Annotated in this window: 14 protein-coding genes and 4 pseudogenes; 8 read left to right on the top strand and 10 right to left on the bottom strand. The window is 61.0% G+C overall.

What is annotated here, in order from left to right:
- Positions 1 to 99: 99 nt before the first annotated feature.
- Positions 100 to 1,602 carry a glycine betaine/L-proline transporter ProP gene (proP, locus tag ACU688_RS14975; RefSeq protein WP_207042780.1) on the bottom strand — a complete coding sequence of 501 codons (1,503 nt, stop codon included), beginning with the start codon at positions 1,600 to 1,602 and terminating at the stop codon, positions 100 to 102.
- A 404-nt stretch (positions 1,603 to 2,006) separates the two neighbouring features.
- Between proP and ACU688_RS14970 the strand changes: the two genes are divergently transcribed.
- On the top strand, positions 2,007 to 3,410 hold the full coding sequence (locus ACU688_RS14970) for an MFS transporter (RefSeq protein WP_448185365.1): 1,404 nt from the start codon (positions 2,007 to 2,009) through the stop codon (positions 3,408 to 3,410).
- A 38-nt stretch (positions 3,411 to 3,448) separates the two neighbouring features.
- Here ACU688_RS14970 and ACU688_RS14965 read toward each other — a convergent pair whose 3' ends face one another.
- Complete coding sequence (locus tag ACU688_RS14965; protein ID WP_448185364.1) at positions 3,449 to 4,369, bottom strand: bifunctional helix-turn-helix transcriptional regulator/GNAT family N-acetyltransferase; 921 nt, start codon at positions 4,367 to 4,369, stop codon at positions 3,449 to 3,451.
- 139 nt (positions 4,370 to 4,508) lie between these two features.
- Here ACU688_RS14965 and ACU688_RS14960 point away from each other — a divergent pair, with 139 nt between their 5' ends.
- Positions 4,509 to 5,537: a UV damage endonuclease UvsE gene (locus ACU688_RS14960; protein ID WP_448185363.1), complete on the top strand. Its 1,029-nt coding sequence runs from the start codon at positions 4,509 to 4,511 to the stop codon at positions 5,535 to 5,537.
- Between the two features lie 6 nt (positions 5,538 to 5,543).
- Here the strand turns inward: ACU688_RS14960 and ACU688_RS14955 are convergent, their stop codons facing one another.
- Complete coding sequence (locus tag ACU688_RS14955) at positions 5,544 to 6,494, bottom strand: SphA family protein (protein WP_448185362.1); 951 nt, start codon at positions 6,492 to 6,494, stop codon at positions 5,544 to 5,546.
- Between the two features lie 169 nt (positions 6,495 to 6,663).
- Between ACU688_RS14955 and ACU688_RS14950 the strand changes: the two are divergent.
- A pseudogene (locus ACU688_RS14950) lies at positions 6,664 to 7,150 on the top strand (P-loop nucleotide/nucleoside kinase family protein).
- Positions 7,151 to 7,482: 332 nt separating this feature from the next.
- Here the strand turns inward: ACU688_RS14950 and ACU688_RS14945 are convergent.
- Positions 7,483 to 8,250, bottom strand: a complete 768-nt coding sequence (locus tag ACU688_RS14945; protein ID WP_448185591.1) for a methyl-accepting chemotaxis protein — start codon at positions 8,248 to 8,250, stop codon at positions 7,483 to 7,485.
- Between the two features lie 87 nt (positions 8,251 to 8,337).
- Positions 8,338 to 9,342 (bottom strand): annotated as a pseudogene (locus tag ACU688_RS14940) (cache domain-containing protein); the annotation flags it as partial.
- On the opposite strand from ACU688_RS14940, the gene ACU688_RS14935 reads away from it, so the two are divergent.
- The 3 genes from ACU688_RS14935 to ACU688_RS14925 all read left to right on the top strand — a co-directional run bounded on the left by ACU688_RS14935 (position 9,341) and on the right by ACU688_RS14925 (position 10,524).
- Positions 9,341 to 9,526, top strand: a complete 186-nt coding sequence (locus ACU688_RS14935; RefSeq protein WP_448185361.1) for a hypothetical protein — start codon at positions 9,341 to 9,343, stop codon at positions 9,524 to 9,526. The pseudogene ACU688_RS14940 and the gene ACU688_RS14935 sit on opposite strands and share 2 nt — an antisense overlap.
- A 115-nt stretch (positions 9,527 to 9,641) precedes the next feature.
- A complete protein-coding gene (locus ACU688_RS14930) occupies positions 9,642 to 10,085 on the top strand; it encodes an HIT family protein (protein ID WP_448185360.1) in 444 nt (147 codons plus the stop codon).
- A complete protein-coding gene (locus ACU688_RS14925; protein WP_448185359.1) occupies positions 10,078 to 10,524 on the top strand; it encodes an NUDIX hydrolase in 447 nt (148 codons plus the stop codon). Before ACU688_RS14930 ends, ACU688_RS14925 begins: the two co-directional genes overlap by 8 nt.
- A 6-nt stretch (positions 10,525 to 10,530) precedes the next feature.
- Here ACU688_RS14925 and ACU688_RS14920 read toward each other — a convergent pair whose 3' ends face one another.
- Positions 10,531 to 12,069, bottom strand: coding sequence for a COG3904 family protein (locus ACU688_RS14920; RefSeq protein ID WP_448185358.1), 1,539 nt, complete (start codon positions 12,067 to 12,069; stop codon positions 10,531 to 10,533).
- Positions 12,062 to 12,649 (bottom strand): DUF6630 family protein, encoded by a 588-nt coding sequence (locus ACU688_RS14915; protein WP_448185357.1) that lies wholly within the window; start codon positions 12,647 to 12,649, stop codon positions 12,062 to 12,064. The genes ACU688_RS14920 and ACU688_RS14915 overlap by 8 nt, the downstream gene beginning before the upstream one ends.
- Before the next feature lie 160 nt (positions 12,650 to 12,809).
- Between ACU688_RS14915 and ACU688_RS14910 the strand changes: the two genes are divergently transcribed.
- Positions 12,810 to 13,391 (top strand): hypothetical protein, encoded by a 582-nt coding sequence (locus ACU688_RS14910; RefSeq protein WP_448185356.1) that lies wholly within the window; start codon positions 12,810 to 12,812, stop codon positions 13,389 to 13,391.
- Between the two features lie 10 nt (positions 13,392 to 13,401).
- Here the strand turns inward: ACU688_RS14910 and ACU688_RS14905 are convergent, their stop codons facing one another.
- The 3 genes and pseudogenes from ACU688_RS14905 to ACU688_RS14895 all read right to left on the bottom strand — a co-directional run.
- A complete protein-coding gene (locus ACU688_RS14905; RefSeq protein ID WP_448185355.1) occupies positions 13,402 to 14,022 on the bottom strand; it encodes a LysE family translocator in 621 nt (206 codons plus the stop codon).
- Positions 14,023 to 14,103: 81 nt separating this feature from the next.
- Positions 14,104 to 15,048 (bottom strand): annotated as a pseudogene (locus tag ACU688_RS14900) (methyl-accepting chemotaxis protein); the annotation flags it as partial.
- A 348-nt stretch (positions 15,049 to 15,396) separates the two neighbouring features.
- Positions 15,397 to 15,669 (bottom strand): annotated as a pseudogene (locus tag ACU688_RS14895) (PAS domain-containing protein); the annotation flags it as partial.
- Positions 15,670 to 15,831: 162 nt separating this feature from the next.
- Between ACU688_RS14895 and ACU688_RS14890 the strand changes: the two are divergent.
- Positions 15,832 to 18,030, top strand: a complete 2,199-nt coding sequence (locus ACU688_RS14890; protein ID WP_448185354.1) for an OsmC domain/YcaO domain-containing protein — start codon at positions 15,832 to 15,834, stop codon at positions 18,028 to 18,030.
- Positions 18,031 to 18,189: the final 159 nt, after the last annotated feature.

Here is an 18,189-nt window from a genome sequence, read left to right as displayed (position 1 = left end):
GAGTGCGTAGCGCTCCCAAAATCTTGGGGCCGCTACGCCGCCCAGCGGGAGCAAGCTCCCTCGCCACAGGTGGGGTGTTTACCCTTTTTGCCGATCCGCTCAGTTGATCCGCGGATGTTGCTGCACCAGGTTCTCGCGCTTGGCTTCCAGCTCGGCAATCTCGGCATCGATGTCTTCGATCTTCTGCTCGATATTGTCGTGATGCTCCTGCAACAACTCCTTGGCTTCGGCCATGTCCGATGCCGCCGGCGCTGCACCGCGCAGGGGTTTGTTGGCGGTTTCCTTCATGGTCAGGCCGGTGATCAGGCCAACCACGGCAAACACCATCAGGTAGTAGGCGGGCATGTACAGGTCGTTGGTGCTTTCCACCAGCCAGGCCACGGCCGTCGGGGTCAGGCCGGCGATCAACACCGAAACGTTGAAGGCACTGGCCAGCGCGCTGTAACGCAGGTGGGTGGGGAACATCGCCGGCAGGGTCGAGGCCATCACGCCGATAAAGAAGTTCAGCACGATGGCGAGGATCAGCAGCCCGGCGAAGATCAGGCCGATCTTGCCGCTGGTGATCAGCATGAAGGCCGGGATCGACAGCACCAACAAGCCAATGCTGCCGGCGATGATGAAGGGCTTGCGGCCGATCTTGTCGCTGACAAAACCAATGAACGGTTGTACGAACAGCATGCCGACCATGATGGCGATGATGATCAGCACGCCGCTGTTTTCTTTGTAATGCAGGTTATGGGACAGGTAGCTCGGCATGTAGGTGAGCAGCATGTAGTACGTCACGTTGGTCGCGGCGACGATGCCGATGCAGGTCAACAGGCTGCGCCAGTGTTTGGTCGCGACTTCCTTGAAGGAGACTTTGGGCCCGTGGCTCAGGCCTTCGCGGTCGCCTTGTTCGAGCTTGTCCATGTGCTGCTGGAACGCCGGGGTTTCTTCCAGGGCGTGACGCAGGTACAGGCCGATGATGCCCAGGGGCAGGGCGAGGAAGAACGGCAGGCGCCAGCCCCATGTTTCAAATTGTTCTTCACCCAGCACGCTGGAGATCAACACCACCACGCCCGCGCCAAGGACGAAACCGGCGATGGAGCCGAAGTCGAGCCAACTGCCAAGGAACCCGCGTTTACGGTCGGGGGCGTATTCGGCCACAAAGATCGACGCGCCGGTGTACTCGCCACCCACCGAGAAACCCTGGGCCATTTTGCACAGCAACAGCAGGATCGGCGCCCAGATGCCAATCGTGGCGTAACCGGGGATCAGGCCGATGGCAAAGGTGCTCAGGGACATGATCACGATGGTGGCGGCGAGGACTTTCTGTCGCCCGTATTTATCGCCGAGTGCACCAAAGAACAGGCCGCCCAGCGGGCGGATCAGGAATGGCACGGAGAAGGTGCCCAGCGCGGCAATCATCTGCACGCTGGGGGAGGCGTCGGGGAAAAACACCTTGCCGAGCACGTAGGCGACGAACCCGTAGACGCCAAAGTCGAACCATTCCATGGCATTGCCCAATGCAGCGGCAGTGATCGCCTTGCGCATCTTGGTGTCATCGACAATGGTGATGTCTTTCAATCCGATGGGGTTGACGCGTTTCTTGCGAGCTTTCATGGGGACCACTCTAAATCTGAACAGGGGAGGTGCCATCGCCGCGATGGCACCGCTCTGAAAGGTCAGATACAAGCGGACACGAAATAATTCACCGGATGGCGCATTTTTTATTGTCTTGCGCAAAAACAAGGTGGGAGCTGGCTTGCCTGCGATGGCGGTCTGTCAGTGAAAAATCTGAGGCTGACCCACCGCTATCGCAGGCAAGCCAGCTCCCACAGTTGAGCGATGTCGGGTGAATGGGCATTGTCATCCTACAACTGCTTTTGCCTTGTGCGTCACATACCTCAATAAACCGCAATCTTTCACATTGACAGCGTGTAGGGCTCCCGCTATAAAAGTCACAGTTGTACGACGACATATGACGTAACGTATGTCCTATCTAACAAAAATAAAAAAGTGATGCCATGAACTTGAACGAGCCCATCAACGCCCAGCGCGTTGGCCAAGCGGTAGGCAACTATCGCTGGACCATCTGCGCGATGCTGTTCTTTGCCACCACCGTCAACTACCTCGACCGTCAGGTGCTCAGCCTCCTGGCGCCACAGTTGTCCACGCAATTTGGCTGGAGCAATACCGACTACGCCAACATCGCGGCGGTGTTCCAGTTTGTCTACGCCATCTCCATGCTGTTTGCCGGGCGCCTGGTCGATAAGATCGGCACCAAGACCGCCTATGTGGTGGCGATTGGCATCTGGTCCACGGGCGCCATCATGCATGCGTTCTCGGTGCCGATGGGCGAGGGCATTGCCGCCGTCAGCGGGGCGATTGGCTTGGCGGTGATTCCGGTGTCGATTGCCGGTTTCATGCTGTCCCGTGCGGTATTGGCGATTGGCGAGGCGGGTAACTTTCCGATTGCGATCAAGGCCACGGCGGAGTATTTCCCCAAGAAAGAACGCTCATTCGCCACCGGCATTTTCAACTCCGGGGCCAACGTCGGTGCGATCCTGGCGCCGATTTGCGTGCCGTTGATCGCGGGCCTCTGGGGCTGGGAAGCGGCGTTTATCGTGATTGGTGCGCTGGGTTTTGTGTGGGTGGCGGTGTGGATCGCGCTCTACGAGAAACCCGAGCAGCAAAAGCGCCTGTCCGCGGCGGAACTGGCCTACATTCGCAGTGACGAGACCGTACAGCCGTTCACCCCGGCGCCTACCGGTGCGGCGGGGAAAAAAGTCTCGTGGTTCAAGCTGCTGACCTACCGTCAGACGTGGGCATTTGCCTTCGGCAAGTTCATGACCGACGGCGTGTGGTGGTTCTTTCTGTTCTGGCTGCCTACGTACCTGTCGGCGCAATACGGCATGAAAGGCGCCGATATCGTGATGCCGCTGGCGGTGTTGTACAGCATGACCATGGTCGGCAGCATCGGTGGCGGCTGGTTCCCCAGCTACTTCATGGCCCGGGGCGACGCGCCGTATGACGGGCGCATGAAAGCGATGTTGATCATCGCCCTGTTCCCGCTGGTGGTGTTGTTGGCGCAGCCGTTCGGCTATATCAGCTTCTGGGTGCCGGTGTTGCTGATCGGTGTGGGCGCATCAGCGCACCAGGCGTGGTCGTGCAATATCTTCACCACCGTGTCCGACATGTTCCCGCAGAAAACCGTGGCCTCGGTGGTTGGTATTGGCGGCATGGCCGGCGGCCTCGGCGGCGTGGTGATGACCAAGATCGGCGGTTGGGTCTTCGACTACTACAAGTCGATCAACGACATCCACACCGGCTACATGATCATGTTCGCGATCTGTGCGCTGGCGTACCTGGTGGCCTGGAGCGTGATGAAGACGCTGGTGCCGCGCCACAAGGAAATCACTGACCTTTAACCCGTCACTTCCCGCGCTGGCTGCAGCGCGGGAATGCCTCACAGGTCCCGCGCCCAGGTCTGGCTGACCAATTCCTTGCCAAAGCTTTGGGTGGGCTCCTCTTCAATCAATTCAAACCCCGCCTTCTGGTACAACTTGCGTGCATTCACCAGCGCGCTCATCGTCCACAACACCATGCGTTTATAGCCGGCATGCCGGGCGAACCGCAGGCACTCATCCACCAGGCGCTGGCCGATGCCCATGCCACGCGCGCTGGCGTCGACGTAGAGCATACGCAGCTTGGCGGTACTGTCGTCATGGCGCACCACGAACACCGAACCCACCACCTCACCGTCCTTTTCTGCGATCCAGCAGCGCTCGCAACTGGGATCAAATTCGCGCAAATACTTGGCGACGATCTCCGCGACCAACGCTTCGAACTCCCAGTTCCAGTGGTACTCACGCGCATACAGGGCCGACTGTCGCTGTACCACCAGGCCCATGTCGCCAGGCTGCGGATCGCGTAGCAGGAAGCTCGGCGCCGTGCCTTGCAGCAGGGTCTGGATGCGCTGCATGGCGGCGGTCAGTTGCTGCTGTTGCGGTTCGGGCAGGGCCTGCAGCAAGGCGATCACTTCATCCTGGGTCTTTTGCTCCAGGGGCGCCAACACCGAGCGGCCGAGGTCGCTGAGGTGCAGTTGCACGGCGCGGGCGTCGGTGACGGAGCGGACTTTCTGGATCAGGCCTTGCTTTTCGAGCCCGCTGATCAGCCGGCTCAGGTAGCCCGCATCGAGGCTGAGCATCTGGCACAAGTCAGTGCTGGTCAGGTCGCCACGGGAAGACAGCTCGTACATGACGCGGATTTCGGTGAGCGAGAAGGCGCTTTGCAGCAGGTGTTCCTGCAACACACCGATCTGGTGCGTGTAGAAACGGTTGAAACCGCGGATGATGCCGGCGCGTTCGACAAGGGAGGTGGAAGACATGATGGAGTCCATATGGTTGCCTTGAGCAATTATATTGTTGCCTTGGGCAAGTATGTCAATGCACACATCCACTGAACCTCCTGGGTCGAGTCGCACCTAACCCCGTATCATCTCGTCCTTATCCCCGCCAGGCACTCCCATGACTCATCCACGCATCGGCTTTGCATGCCAATACAAGCATCCCGAACGCCTGCTCTCGGCCAGTGCGCTGAAATTGATCGAAGGCCCGTACAACCCGCGCACCACCACCCTGCGCTGGATGGAGGGAGTCACGCCCCAAGTGGCGCGCGCCAAGCTGGTGGAAGTGGTCACCCATAACCTTGCCGCGCAATTGCACCTGCTGCGCTACGTCGCCGGCTTGCCGCCGACCTTGCGCATGCTGCGCCTGAGCAGTGATTTGTTGCCGTTCTACAGCCACCCGAAAGTCGCCGCAGTGTACAAGGACCCGGCCATCGAACAGCAGTTGATCGAGGGCTTTGCCGCCATCGGCGAACTGGCGCGGGCGTCGGATATCCGCCTGTCGTTTCACCCCGGCCAATATTGCGTGCTCGGCTCGGAAAACCCCGGTGTGGTGGAAAACAGCCTGGCCGAATTCGAATACCACGCCGACATGATCCGCATGATGGGTTACGGCCAGCAGTTCCAGGACCTCAAATGCAACGTGCACATCGCCGGCCGCCTGGGCGTCGAGGGCACGCGTGCGGTGTGGGGGCGCCTGTCGCAAGTGGCGCGCAACTGCATCACCTTCGAGAATGACGAAAAGACCTACGGCCTCGACCACTGCCTGCAAGTGGCCGACCTGGCGCCTGTGGTGCTGGATATCCACCACTGCTGGATCAACGAAAACGACTACATCGACCCCCACTCGGAACGGGTCGCGCGGGTCATCGACAGCTGGCGCGGTGTGCGCCCGACCATGCATTACTCCCAGCCGCAGGAGAACTTGCAGGAATTGGGCTTTGACGCGGACCACAAGCTGGAAATGGATGCGCTGATGCAAGTGGTGTCCAAACGCGATTTGTACGGCCATAGCGCGCAGATGTGGAACCGCTGGACCAATGACTACGCGCTGCAGTTTCTCGACCGTTTCGACATCATGCTGGAGGCCAAGGACAAGAACGTCGCGTCCCTGGCGTTCTATGAGCATTGGCAGCGGCGCCAGGCGTGAGGGCGATCATTTCTTGCCATTCAGGGGGATGACCAGCGACACCCACATGTTCCAGCCATCGGGGCGGTTCTTGGCATCGAACTCGTAATAGCCCTTGATATTGGCATACCACAACTCATCGCTCACCTTGAAGAAATGCCCGGCCTGCGGGCCAATCCCGGCGACCCGTGACTTGAAATCCCCCAACGTCGCGCCGCTGCCACTGTCGCCGGTGACTTGTTCGAAGTAGTAACCGACCAGGCCGACCAGGGTTTGCGAGCTGAGGAAGTGCGAGGCGCTCAGGTCGAGGTGGGCGTCGATGCCGTTCTGGTAGCGGGTGTCGCGGTTTTCCCAGTTGTAGGTCATGCCGGCCACGGCGGAGAACTCGTTGGTCTTGTCGAAGTAGGTGTAGCCGCCGCCGGCATCCAGCGCGGCGTGGCCGAGGCCGATATTCACCAGGCGGTTGGGGTCATAGGCGCCGATGGGCAGGTTGCCCATGGTGTAGGCCATGAAGTTGTGCACGCCGTGGTTCCATTTCAAGGTGCCGAGCAGGTACAAATCGCTGCCGCCCTTGAGGCTGTCATGGGTCCCGCCGGAAAACGAACGGCCGCGCGGGCCGGTGACCGTCGCATCGATACTGGCTTCGGATCGCGCCACCGCACCCACCGCCGAAATCGCCGCCTGGGCACCGCCCAATACGGGCGTTTCAAAGGTATAGGTAGGGCTGGCAAAGAGCAGGTCGGCCTCCGCATCCAACCCGACCACGGTACGCCCGCCGCGTGGGAAGGCCTTGTTTTTGTTGTCGCTGGCTTTGACGTGGTAGTAGATCAGCGGCAGGCTCCAGCCAGGCGTGACCGGGGCGGCGGCGAGGGCGCCGAACTGGCCGGGCAGCCAGAAGCTGATGCCGCCATCGTCGGCGTGGGCCAAGGCCAGGGGGAGCAGGGCGACTAGGCCCAATACGCTTGTCTGTCTGGTCATAGGACTTCCTATCCAAAAGGCCATGGATGGCGGTTGGCGCCACCGCTCTCAGTGCCTTCGGACGCGCTGCGCTCCCAACGGCTGCTTGAGCATAGTCCAGGGATTGAAGAGTGTTGCCCGGCCACGCGCCGCCGGGCATGCTCTGTGACCGACACAAGGAAACGTCCCCATGCCTACCCTGCATCTGCTCTGCGGCAAGATCGCCTCCGGTAAATCCACGCTCGCCAACCGCCTCGCTGCCGAACACGCCGCCATCGTGCTCAGCGAAGACCACTGGTTGGCACAGCTCTATCCGGGGGAAATCCTCTCTATCGCGGACTACCTGCGCAGCGCCCAACGTATCCGCGGCGTGCTCGGGCCGCTGGTGATCCGCCTGCTGCAATCGGGGGTCAACGTGGTGCTGGATTTTCCAGCCAACACCCTGGCCAACCGCGAATGGCTGCGCGACCTGGCGCAGACGGCCCAGGTGCCGCACTGCCTGCATTACCTGGAACTGGACGACGCCTCATGCCGCGCCCGGCTGCATGCCAGGAATGCCCGGGGCGAGCATGATTTCGCGGCGACTGATGCTGAGTTCGACCTGATTACCCGGCACTTCTGTGTGCCGAGTGAGGAGGAGGGGGTTGGTGATTGAGGTGCATCGCCTGACGATGTGATTGCGCTGTGCCAGGCGACGGTTCCAAGTTTTTGAATGGTGAACCTCGTCAAATGTGGGAGCTGGCTTGCCTGCGATAGCGCCGGCACAGGCGAAACCTCTATTGCCTGACCGACCGCTTTCGCAGCCTCGCTAAAGCTCGACAGCTCCCACAGGGGATCGGGTTTGCAGGCTGGTGCAGGCGTACACCGTTCAAAATGTGGGAGCTGGCTTGCATGCGATAGCGGCGGCACAGGCGAAACCTCTGTTGCCTGACCCACCGCCATCGCAGCCTCGCTAAAGCTCGACAGCTCCCAGAGGGGATTGGGTTTGCAGGTTGGATCGGCGCAAGGCTTAGGACTTGAACCGCCCCACCAACCCATTCAACTCATCCGACAGGTTCGACAACCGCCCCGAGTCGTCCTGCGCCGAGTTCGCCAGGCTTTCCACCAGTAGTGCTTCGTCGTAGATCTGCTGGATATGCCGGTTGATCTCTTCGGCCACGCTGTGTTGTTCCTCGGCGGCGGCGGAGATTTGCAGGTTCTGGTCGCGGATTTCGTTGACCGACAATTGGATGCCCTCGAAGCTGTCCCGCGCGCTTTCGATGGACGACACGCTAGCCCGTGACAGGTCCAGGCAACTGCCCATTTTCTGGGTGACTTCCTGGGTCTTGGTTTCCAGGGTGCCGAGCAGGTTTTCGATCTCGCCGGTGGAGTCCGAGGTGCGCTTGGCCAAGGCCCGTACTTCGTCGGCCACCACGGCAAACCCACGGCCTTGATCGCCGGCCCGGGCGGCTTCGATGGCGGCGTTGAGGGCCAGCAGGTTGGTCTGCTCGGCAATCGCGCGGATGGTGCCGAGAATCTGGTTGATGCTGCGGCTGCCGGCTTCCAGCTCGACCATGGCCTGGGACGATTCGGTCAGGCGGCGGCCCAGGCGGTTGACGTTATCGGTGGTCACTTCGATCTGCTGCTTGCCTTCGGCGACGCGCCGGTGGCCGTTCTCCGCCGACTCGGCGGCGCCGCTGCACGAACGGGCGACTTCGTTGGCGGTGGCGACCATCTCGTTGAACGCCGTGGAGACCAATTCCACCGCTTCGCGCTGGCGCCCTGCAGCGTCATTCATGTTGTTCGCCACTTCGCTGTTGACCCGTGAAGCATCCTGCAAATTGGCCGATGCGGCGCCGATGTGCTGGATCAACTGACGGATCGCCGCGAGGAACTTGTTGAACCAGCCGGCCAGTTCGGCGGTTTCGTCCTTGCCCTGCACGTGCAGCTCATGGCGCAAATCGCCTTCGCCCTGGGCGATGGACTGCAAGCCGGTGCTGACCTGGCCGATGGGTTTGACGATGACCTTGGAGAACGCCGCCGCCACCAGCCCGAAGATCAGCACCAGCACCGCGACGATCGCGCTGGTGAGGTAGGTCATGCGCGTGGCCTGGGCCATCACTTCGTTGTATTCGATCAGGCCGACATACCGCCAGCCAAGGCCAGGCGAGGTCCAGATATTGGCCATGTAGCGCACGCCATTGATCACCACCTCGGTGGAACCCTGGGCGGTATTGGCCAACTGAGCGTAGGGCTCGCCAAGGTCTTTGAGGGGCTTGAAGTTGTGCGCGTTGTCGCGCGGGTCCACCAGCACCACGCCGTCTTCGATCAGCATCACGTAGCCGCTTTCGCCGAGCTTGATGCTCTTGACCAGCTCGGTGAGGTTCTTCAGCGAGACGCTGACCACAAATACGCCCTTGGGCTTGCCGGTGTTATCCAGCAACGCGCGCGCGGTGCCCACCAGCGCCACATCGTCTTTGTCGTAGTAATACGCCGGGGTGCGTACGGTCTTGCCGGGGCTGGCCATGGCCGCCTTGTACCAAGGGCGCGTGCGCGGGTCATATTTGGCCAGTTGCGGGTCGTCGGGCCATTTGGCGTAAGTGCCATCTTCCAGGCCGATGGACAGGATCGCAGCGGCGGGGTGGGTCGCACCGTAGCGCGCAAAGTGCTCGATTACCTGTTGCGCCTCGGCCGGCATCGGTTGGCTGGCGGCGTTGGCGGGTTGGTAGTCCTTGAGGGTGTTCACGGAAGTGTATACAGGATCGGCGGACAATTGATCGACGTTCTGCGTCGTGCCGTCGAAAAACTGGCGGATGTTGCCATCGATCTGGCGTATTTCCCGGGTGCTGCCATCGATGAACTGATCGACCGCCTGGGTTCGCGTGTTCATGACGGAGATCACCGCAACCAGGCTGACCGGGATAAAAGCGACGGAAACGAAAGCAAGGACCAGCTTATTTTTTATTTTCATCGAGACGACCATCAGCGGGGAGGGCGGCCAAATCGTCGCTTCTGGATGGAGGGCGGCGATTTGCTATCACTGCTATGTCGGCCTGTGGGTCGAGAACCTTTAGCTATTTTTTGTCTACAACTCTGATCACTTATTGTCGTAACACGGGTTTGCCTGTTTTCGGGGCAGTCGTGCCGGGTAAGATGCCGCCTGCACCTCATCTTGATCAAGGACATGGCATGGCGCTCATCACGGAACGCGTAGAACTGGCTCGCAACGGGGCCAATGACAAGGTTATCTGCCGCATGGCCTCAGGCTGGGCGGTGATGGGCGATGTGCAGTTTTTGCCGGGGTACTGCCTGCTGTTGCCCGACCCGGTGGTGGCCAGCCTCAATGACCTGGATGCTGAGGCCCGTGCCACTTACTTGCTGGACATGGCCCGTCTCGGCGATGCCGTGTTGCAAGCCACCGATGCCGTGCGCATGAACTACGAGATTCTCGGCAATTCCGAGCCGGAACTGCATTGCCATATCTTCCCGCGTTATGCCTCGGAACCGGAGGACAAACGGCGGATGCCGGCCTGGTTTTACGACTGGAAAAATGCCCCGCCTTACGTCGAGGCGCTGCACGGCCCGCTGCGCAAGGCGTTGGCGCAACTGCTGGAGGCGCCGGCCAATGCGTGAACGCAAGGCCTCGCGCCTGCTGGTGATCAGCCCCGCCCATGAGGTGCTGCTGTTTCGCTTTGTGCATAAGGACGGCGCATTGGCCGGGCAAAACTACTGGGCCACACCCGGCGGCGGTGTTGAAGACAGCGAGAGCTTCGAAGCCGCAGCGATACGCGAACTGCGCGAAGAGACTGGCCTTGTATGCAATAGCGTTGGCGCATGCGTGGCCGACCGGCGCGTTGCCTTGATGCTGCCCTGTGGCGAAACAGTGCTGGCCATCGAGAAATATTTCGTCGTGCATGCGCCCAGCACGGCGCTGTCAAAAGCCGAGTGGACCCTGTCAGAAACCCAGGTCATGGCCGATCACCATTGGTGGTCTGTCAGCGACCTGAAGACCACCGCCGACACAGTTTGGCCAGAAGCGCTGCTCCAGATGCTGCAAGACGCAGGCATCTGACCCCACTCAGCGCGTGTAGCCCGGCACTAGTCGAAACGCTTCGGCGACACGCGTTGGATTCGGCAACGCGAGCACACGGCGGTACAGCTCTTGATGGGCTTTGCACACCTCAGCGGGGGCGTGTTGGGTCGGGTTTCGATAGGCGTCGTAGGTGCCAGGCTCGGCGTGGTTGAACACACGGTTTAGATCGGCCCGGGCCTGGGCGGTCGGGGTCACGTCACCCGTGACCTCGGCGGCCGCCTTGACCAGTTCACGTCGGCTGTCCCGTGTGTCCGTGAACAGCGCCAGCAAGGTGTCTGGCATTGCGCTGTAACCCCCGGGGTAGACGCCGCTGAGGTAGAACGCGCAGATCTTCTCGTCGCCTTGCCCCACGGCGTTCACCAGCGCCGCCTGGGCTTGCCAGAACCTTAACAGTTGCGGGGCCGGGGCCTTGCGCAAGGCATCCTGGATCAGCCAGGTGTCGTGATCCCGCGTAAGCTTATCGAACGCGGTAAAGGTTGAGGCCTTGTCCAGGGCTTTTTGTGCCTTGGCCTTTTCCACCTCGTACTGCGCAGGCGCGTCTTCGGCCAGGGTCTTGAGCTGGAAATACTTGCGCAGGTGGGCGTCCAGTTGTCCCGGTTCCCGCAGCTTCGCCAGGCGCGCGTCGGTGAAGTCGCGGGCATCTGCTGTGGCGGTAATGATGTGTTCGCGCTTGAGTTCAGTGATGTCGGGGAACCACATGTCTTCACGGCCGGTCGCCAGCACTTTGTCGACGAACTGTTTGGACGCACCGTGTTTGAGCAGCGCGTCACGGTACTGCTCGACGACGGCCGCTGATGCCGCGCCCGATTCGAACAGCGTCGCGGCATGAAAGCCCAGCTTGCCTTCAGCGCCGAGCAAACGCTGCTTGCCGGACATGAATACCAACGCGCAGGCACTCACGCACTCGCGGTTGGTATAGGTGTTCAGGCCCTTGTCTTCGATCAGTCGCGCGATGGCCCGCGCTTCGCCGAACAGGCCGCCCACGCTGTCCAGTTGCACCGTGGTGACGTTGGGGTGATCGGCCACTGCCTGCTCGAAGGCTGAAAAACTGCCGGGCGCGATGCCGCCGTTGAATTCCAGCTCGCTATCGCTGAGCGCAGTGATGCGGTAGGCGGGCAGCGCATTCGGGTCCATGGCCAGGCGCAGCGCCGCCTTGAACGCGGGCACCACATCGAACAACGAGTAAGCCGTTTGCACCGCGCCGACGATCACCAGTATGCGCACCACGGTGACCCAGCGCGACTTGCCGCCGCGCTGGCGGTGGTGCCGGGCTGAACGCCAGACGCCCACCCCTTGCCAGAGTGTGACGGCCAGCGCGCCGGCCATGAACGGCACGCCCATCATCAGCAAGCCGGTGGGGCTTGGCGGGTTACGCACCAGCATGAAGTACAGCGGTGAAGTCGCCAGCAGGCACACCAGGCTGAGCAACACTTCGTTGATCCAGAATGAGTGGGCCAGCGAGAACTCGCCGCGCCAGTGGCGGACCAAGTAATTGCGCGGTGAAGAGGCGACGGCTTCACTCATGATCGGTACCGATGGTCACGCTCAGGCCCGCCTGGCGGGCCAATTCGAGGGTGTGTTCAACGCGGTCGGCATCCACGATAAACCCGACGTAATCGTCATCGCCTGAGTCCAGGTGCAGGTAGCGCTTGTCGAAACCGGCCAGCCATTGATCGAAGCGCTCCAGTACTTCCAGCATTGGCCGGGTGCCGGTGTGTTCATAGTGGTAGGGCGTTTGCACGCCGCTGGCGGCCACCAGGTAGGGCGCCAGGTATTCAAAGCCATCGAAGCCACGAAAGTCGACGCCGAGCAGGGCAAGGTCGGTGAGCTTCTGGCCTCTGGAGGTGTCGAGCAGGCCTTCGGTCAATGCGCTGGCGGGGGCTTGGTCCACGGCATATTTACGCAGGACGCGGCGCACGAGTCTCGCGCTTTCTGCCTCGGGCATACGCGCCAGAAGGGTTTCGGTGAACACCTTGAGTGCCTGTTTTTGCGCCACAGATTCGGGCGAGCGCATCTCGCGCATGATCGCCGCATGGCTGGCGTTTGTTTCATCGGGTGGCGGCATAGTGAAGCGGCCACCGAACAACCGATCTAAAAAGCCCATCGCATTCCCTCGCTGTAGACCTGTTGCGAAAGGCGCGACCATAGCGGTTTTTTTACGGACTGGCCAACCGGTATCACTGTTTGTCGGTACACTGCGCGCCCAAAAAATCAGCAAGGAAGCGCTGGATGCTCCTGCGCGCTCACCGTAGTGAAGGTCAGTCATGAAGATGAAGCAGTGGTTCGAACCGTGGGAATGGGTTGTTCTTTTTTGCGTGATGGTTGCAATTGTTTTGTACGCGAAAACTGTACGCATCAGTGAGTGGCCGCTGGCTACGGGTGGCTTCTTGTGTGTGGTCGCCGTCTTGCTGTTCGGCCTGCTCCTGAATATGAAGACCCTGCGCATTCGCAAAGGGATCTTGATGATCGGGCTCGGTGTGATGACGTCGATGATCTACAAGTTTGGCGTCGCGGAGTATGGGAAGTGTGCGCTTGAACTGACTCACGCGCCGGGTACGTGCACGGCCTATGTGCCGCTCTATGTATTTACCGCCGCCAATACCATCGATACCGTGATCCTGCTGATAACCATCGCGTGCGGTGGTGTCGGCGGTAGCATCCTGGCGGCTCACGGCGACGTCACCGCTACGGATGCCAAAAGCACACCACCGGCAAATCCCGGCGATATCTACACCTTGCTTGAGTCGATCGAAAGCAAACTGGACCGCCAGAACGCCAAGCTGAACCTGGTTTGCGCTGGCGCATTCGGGGTGTTGCTACTGGTGATTGCGCGCGTGTTTTCCTGAGCTCAACACGCTAGCGCCGGCTCAACGCCAACTTCGCCGCAAACAGCACAAAGATCATCCCGGTGGTGCGGTCCATCCACTGGATGACCTTTTCCCGGCGCAAGAACCCGGACAACGGCTGCGTGGCGCCAATCAACACCAGCGACCACGCCAGCCCCAGCACCACATGGATGCTCACCAGGCCAAAGGTCCAGGCGATCAGCGAGTGCCCTTGGGGAATAAACTGCGGCAGGAACGACACGTAGAAAATCCCCACCTTGGGGTTCAGCACATTGCCCAGCATGCCTTTGAGAAACCAGTTGCCGTCGGCTTTGCCCTCCACATCGGCTGACGCCAGCGAGCGCCGTGGACGCAGCAGCATGTTCAGCCCCAGCCAGGCCAGGTAAGCCGCGCCGCAGTATTTGAGCAGGTTGTAGGCCACTTCCGAGACCGCAATCAGTGCGCCCAAACCGAACGCAACGGCCGCGCCCCACAGCAGGCAACCTGCATTGATCCCGAGGGTGGCCTGCAACGCCTGGCGCTTGCCCTCCACCGTGGCGGTCCTCAGCACCAATGCAGTGTCGAGGCCGGGTGTAAGCGTCAGCAACGTGGCGGCGAAGGTAAAGGCGAGGAGGTTATCGGCGATGGACATGGCGTTGGCATCCACAAGAGGCGAGGGTGGACGTTAGCGCATGCAAAGGCGCCCTGTAAAAGGGCGCGTGAAGGGAAGGGCTCAGCGATTGAAGCGTGCGACCAACGCGTATTGGGTGGCGGCGGTATTGGTCAGTTCTTTGCTCAAGTCGGTGGACTGATGAGCCTGGATCGAGGTCTGGTCGGCCAGCCCGGCAATGGTGGTGATATTGCGGCTGATTTCCTCGGCCACCGCGCTCTGTTCCTCGGTGGCAGCGGCGATTTGCGTGGTCATGTCGGTGATGTGCGACACGGCCTCGCTGATGCCGACCAGTGCCTGGTCCGCCTCCAGCACCCACGCCACGCCTTCCTGGGCTTGGCGCTGGCCGTTTTCCATGCTGTGTACGGCGTTGTTGGAGGACGCCTGCAATTGCGTGATCAGCGCATGGATCTGCGTGGTGGATTGTGAGGTGCGTTGTGCCAGTTGGCGCACTTCGTCGGCCACCACCGCAAAGCCACGGCCCATGTCGCCGGCGCGGGCGGCCTCGATGGCGGCGTTGAGGGCCAGCAGGTTGGTTTGATCGGCAATGCCTTTGATCACGTCCACCACGCTGCCGATTTCGTCGCTGTCGCGGGCCAGTTGGGCGACGGTCACCCCGGTTTCGCCGACCACGGCGGAGAGGCGCTCGATGGCTTCGCGGGTATCGCGTGCCACCTCGCGGCCGCGTCCGGTGAGGGCGTTGGCTTGCTGGGTGGCATCGGCGGTGCGCTGCACGTGGCTGGCGACTTCCTGGGTGGTGGCGGCCATCTGGTTGACGGCGGCCGAGACTTGTTCGGTTTCCACGCGCTGGCGGTCCAGGCCTTGGGCGCTGGCGCTGGCTAACTGGTCGGATTGGCCGGCGAGGGCGCTGAGTTGTTCGGCGCTGTCTTGCAGGCGGGTGAGGCAGGTTTTCAGGCGTGCGGACTGGCTGAGGAACGCGGTTTCCAGGCGCCCTTGAGGGCCACGGGCGTCGCTGTACATCTGCGCGATCAACGCGTCTGACGTCGAAGGCTCCACGCCGCGCAACAAGCGCAAGGTGCTGCCCTGGCGCACACGCGCGCACAGCACGCCGACCGGTATCGCCACGGCAACGGCCACGGCCACGGCGATAGGCGCACTGAGGAACAGGCCCGCCAGGCTCCCGGCCACGCCGGTTGCCACGTAGGGCACGCAGTTCAGCGCTGCTGGCAGCCACGCGTCCTGGCGCGATACACCGGGTTTGCCGGCGCTGATGCGCCGGTACAGCGCCTGGGCGCGACGGATCTCATCGGCGCTGGGCTTGACCCGTACCGACTCGAAACCGACCACCGTGCTGCCGTCGAAGATCGGCGTGACGTAGGCGTTGACCCAATAGTGGTCGCCGGTCCTGGAACGGTTCTTGACGATGCCCATCCACGGCAGGCCCTGCTTGAGCGCGCTCCACATGTGCGCGAAAACTGCTGGTGGTACATCGGGGTGACGCACGATATTTTGCGGTGCGCCGATCAGATCGGCCCTGTCAAAACCGCTGATTTCAACGAAGGCGTCGTTGCAGTAGGTGATCACACCTCTAACGTCGGTGGCGGAAATAAGTTTTTGCTGAGGCGCGAGTGAAATCTCGCGCTGTGTGACTGGCTGGTTGTTGCGCATTCCGACTACTCCCTGGTTGCACTCAGCCAATCGGCCTCAGCTGGGAAAAGATTAATCTACATTGGCTATTTCGCCAGCCATTGGTCAAAAGCCTGAAACTTCCCGATGAAAAACCTCATAATGGCGGCCATTTTTGTTTAGCCGTTATTCTGGTGTGCCCGCATGGAAATCAAGGTCAACTTTCTCGACAACCTTCGACTTGAAGCCAAGTTCGACGACTTCACGGTTATTGCCGACCAACCCATCCGCTATAAAGGCGACGGTTCGGCACCGGGGCCGTTCGATTACTTCCTGGCTTCGTCGGCGTTGTGTGCGGCGTACTTCGTAAAGTTGTATTGCTCCACGCGCGATATTCCCACCGACAATATTCGCCTGTCGCAGAACAACATCGTTGACCCGGAAAACCGCTATAACCAGATCTTCAAGATCCAGGTCGAGTTGCCGGCGGATATCTCCGAGAAAGATCGCCAAGGCATCCTGCGTTCCATTGATCGTTGCACCGTGAAGAAAGTGGTGCAGGCCGGTCCTGAGTTCATCATCGAAGAAGTTGAAAACCTCGACGCCGATGCCCAGGCCTTGTTGATGCCCAACTCCACCTCCGAAGCGGGCACTTATATAGCGGGCAAGGACCTGCCGCTGGAGCAGACCATTGCCAACATGTCGGCGATTCTCGCCGGCCTGGGCATGAAGATTGAAATCGCGTCGTGGCGCAATATCGTGCCCAACGTGTGGTCGCTGCATATCCGCGATGCCCATTCGCCGATGTGCTTTACCAACGGCAAGGGCGCGACCAAGGAAGGCGCATTGGCGTCGGCGTTGGGCGAGTTTATCGAGCGGCTCAACTGCAACTTCTTCTATAACGATCAATTCTGGGGTGAAGAACTGGCCAACGCGCCGTTCGTGCATTACCCGGATGAGCGCTGGTTCCAGCCTGGCCCTCAGGATGAGCTGCCGGCGGAAATCCTCGATGCCTACTGCCTCAAGGTCTACAACCGCGACGGCGAGTTGCGCGGTTCGCACCTGTACGACACCAACTCGGGCAACGAAGCGCGCGGTATCGTGTCGCTGCCGTTTGTGCGCCAGTCCGACGGTGAGGTGGTGTATTTCCCGTCCAACCTGATCGAAAACCTCTACCTCAGCAACGGCATGAGCGCTGGCAACACCCTGGCCGAAGCCCAGGTGCAATGCCTGTCGGAGATCTTCGAGCGGGCGGTGAAACGCGAAATCATCGAAGGCGAATTCGCCTTGCCGGATGTGCCCGCCGACGTGCTGGCCAAGTATCCGGGGATCCTCGCCGGTATCCAGGGCCTGGAAGCCCAGGGTTTCCCGGTGCTGGTCAAGGATGCGTCCCTGGGCGGTGAATTCCCGGTGATGTGCGTGACCCTGATGAACCCGCGCACTGGCGGCGTGTTCGCCTCGTTTGGCGCGCATCCAAGCCTGGAAGTGGCGCTGGAGCGCAGCCTTACCGAGTTGCTGCAAGGTCGCAGCTTCGAAGGCTTGAATGATCTGCCAGCGCCGACCTTCGAAGGCCAGGCGGTGACCGAGCCGAACAACTTCGTCGAGCACTTCATCGACTCCAGCGGTGTGGTGTCGTGGCGCTTCTTCAGCGCGCAGTCGGACTACGAATTTGTCGAATGGGACTTCTCCGGTGAAGGCGCCGACTCCAACGCGCAGGAAGCCGCGACCCTGTTCGGCATCCTTGAAGGCATGGGTAAAGAATCCTATATGGCGGTGTACGAGCACCTCGGCGCCACCGCCTGCCGCATCCTGGTACCGGACTACTCGGAAATCTATCCGGTGGACGACCTGATCTGGGACAACACCAACAAGGCACTGTTCTTCCGCGCCGACATCCTCAACCTGCACAGCCTCGACGATGTCGAACTCAACGCCTTGGCCGAGCGCCTGATCGAAAGCGAGCTGGACGATTACACCGACATCACCACCTTGATCGGCATCGAGTTCGACGACAACACGGCCTGGGGCCAGTTGACCATCCTCGAATTGAAACTGCTGATCTTCCTCGCCTTGCAGCAACATGAGGAAGCCAAGGAGTGCGTGGAGATGTTCCTGCAATACAACGACAACACCGCCGATCGTGGCCTGTTCTACCAGGCGATGAATGCGGTGCTGGAGATGGAACTGGACGACGACCTGGAACTGGCGGACTACGAAGCCAACTTCCGCCGGATGTTTGGCAATGAGCGGATGGACGCGGTGATTGGCTCGGTCAATGGCAGCGTACGGTTCCATGGTTTGACGCCGACCAGCATGAAGCTGGAAGGGTTGGATCGGCATCAGCGCCTGATTGAGAGCTACAAGAAGCTGCATGCGGCGCGGGCGAACATGACCTCAAGTTAACCCGGCAAGCGTGGGAGCTGGCCTCTCTGTAGGGCCTGGCTTTTCTGTGGGAGCTGGCTTGCCTGCGATAGCATCACCTCGGTTCATCTGATGCACCGAGTTGCCTGCATCGCAGGCAAGCCAGCTCCCACAAAAAGCGGCTTCCACACGAACAAGTGT

The organism is Pseudomonas acericola (SeqCode) (assembly GCF_053456465.1).
Note: the sequence above shows the minus strand (reverse complement) of the source record. Positions and strands in the feature narration are given on the sequence as shown.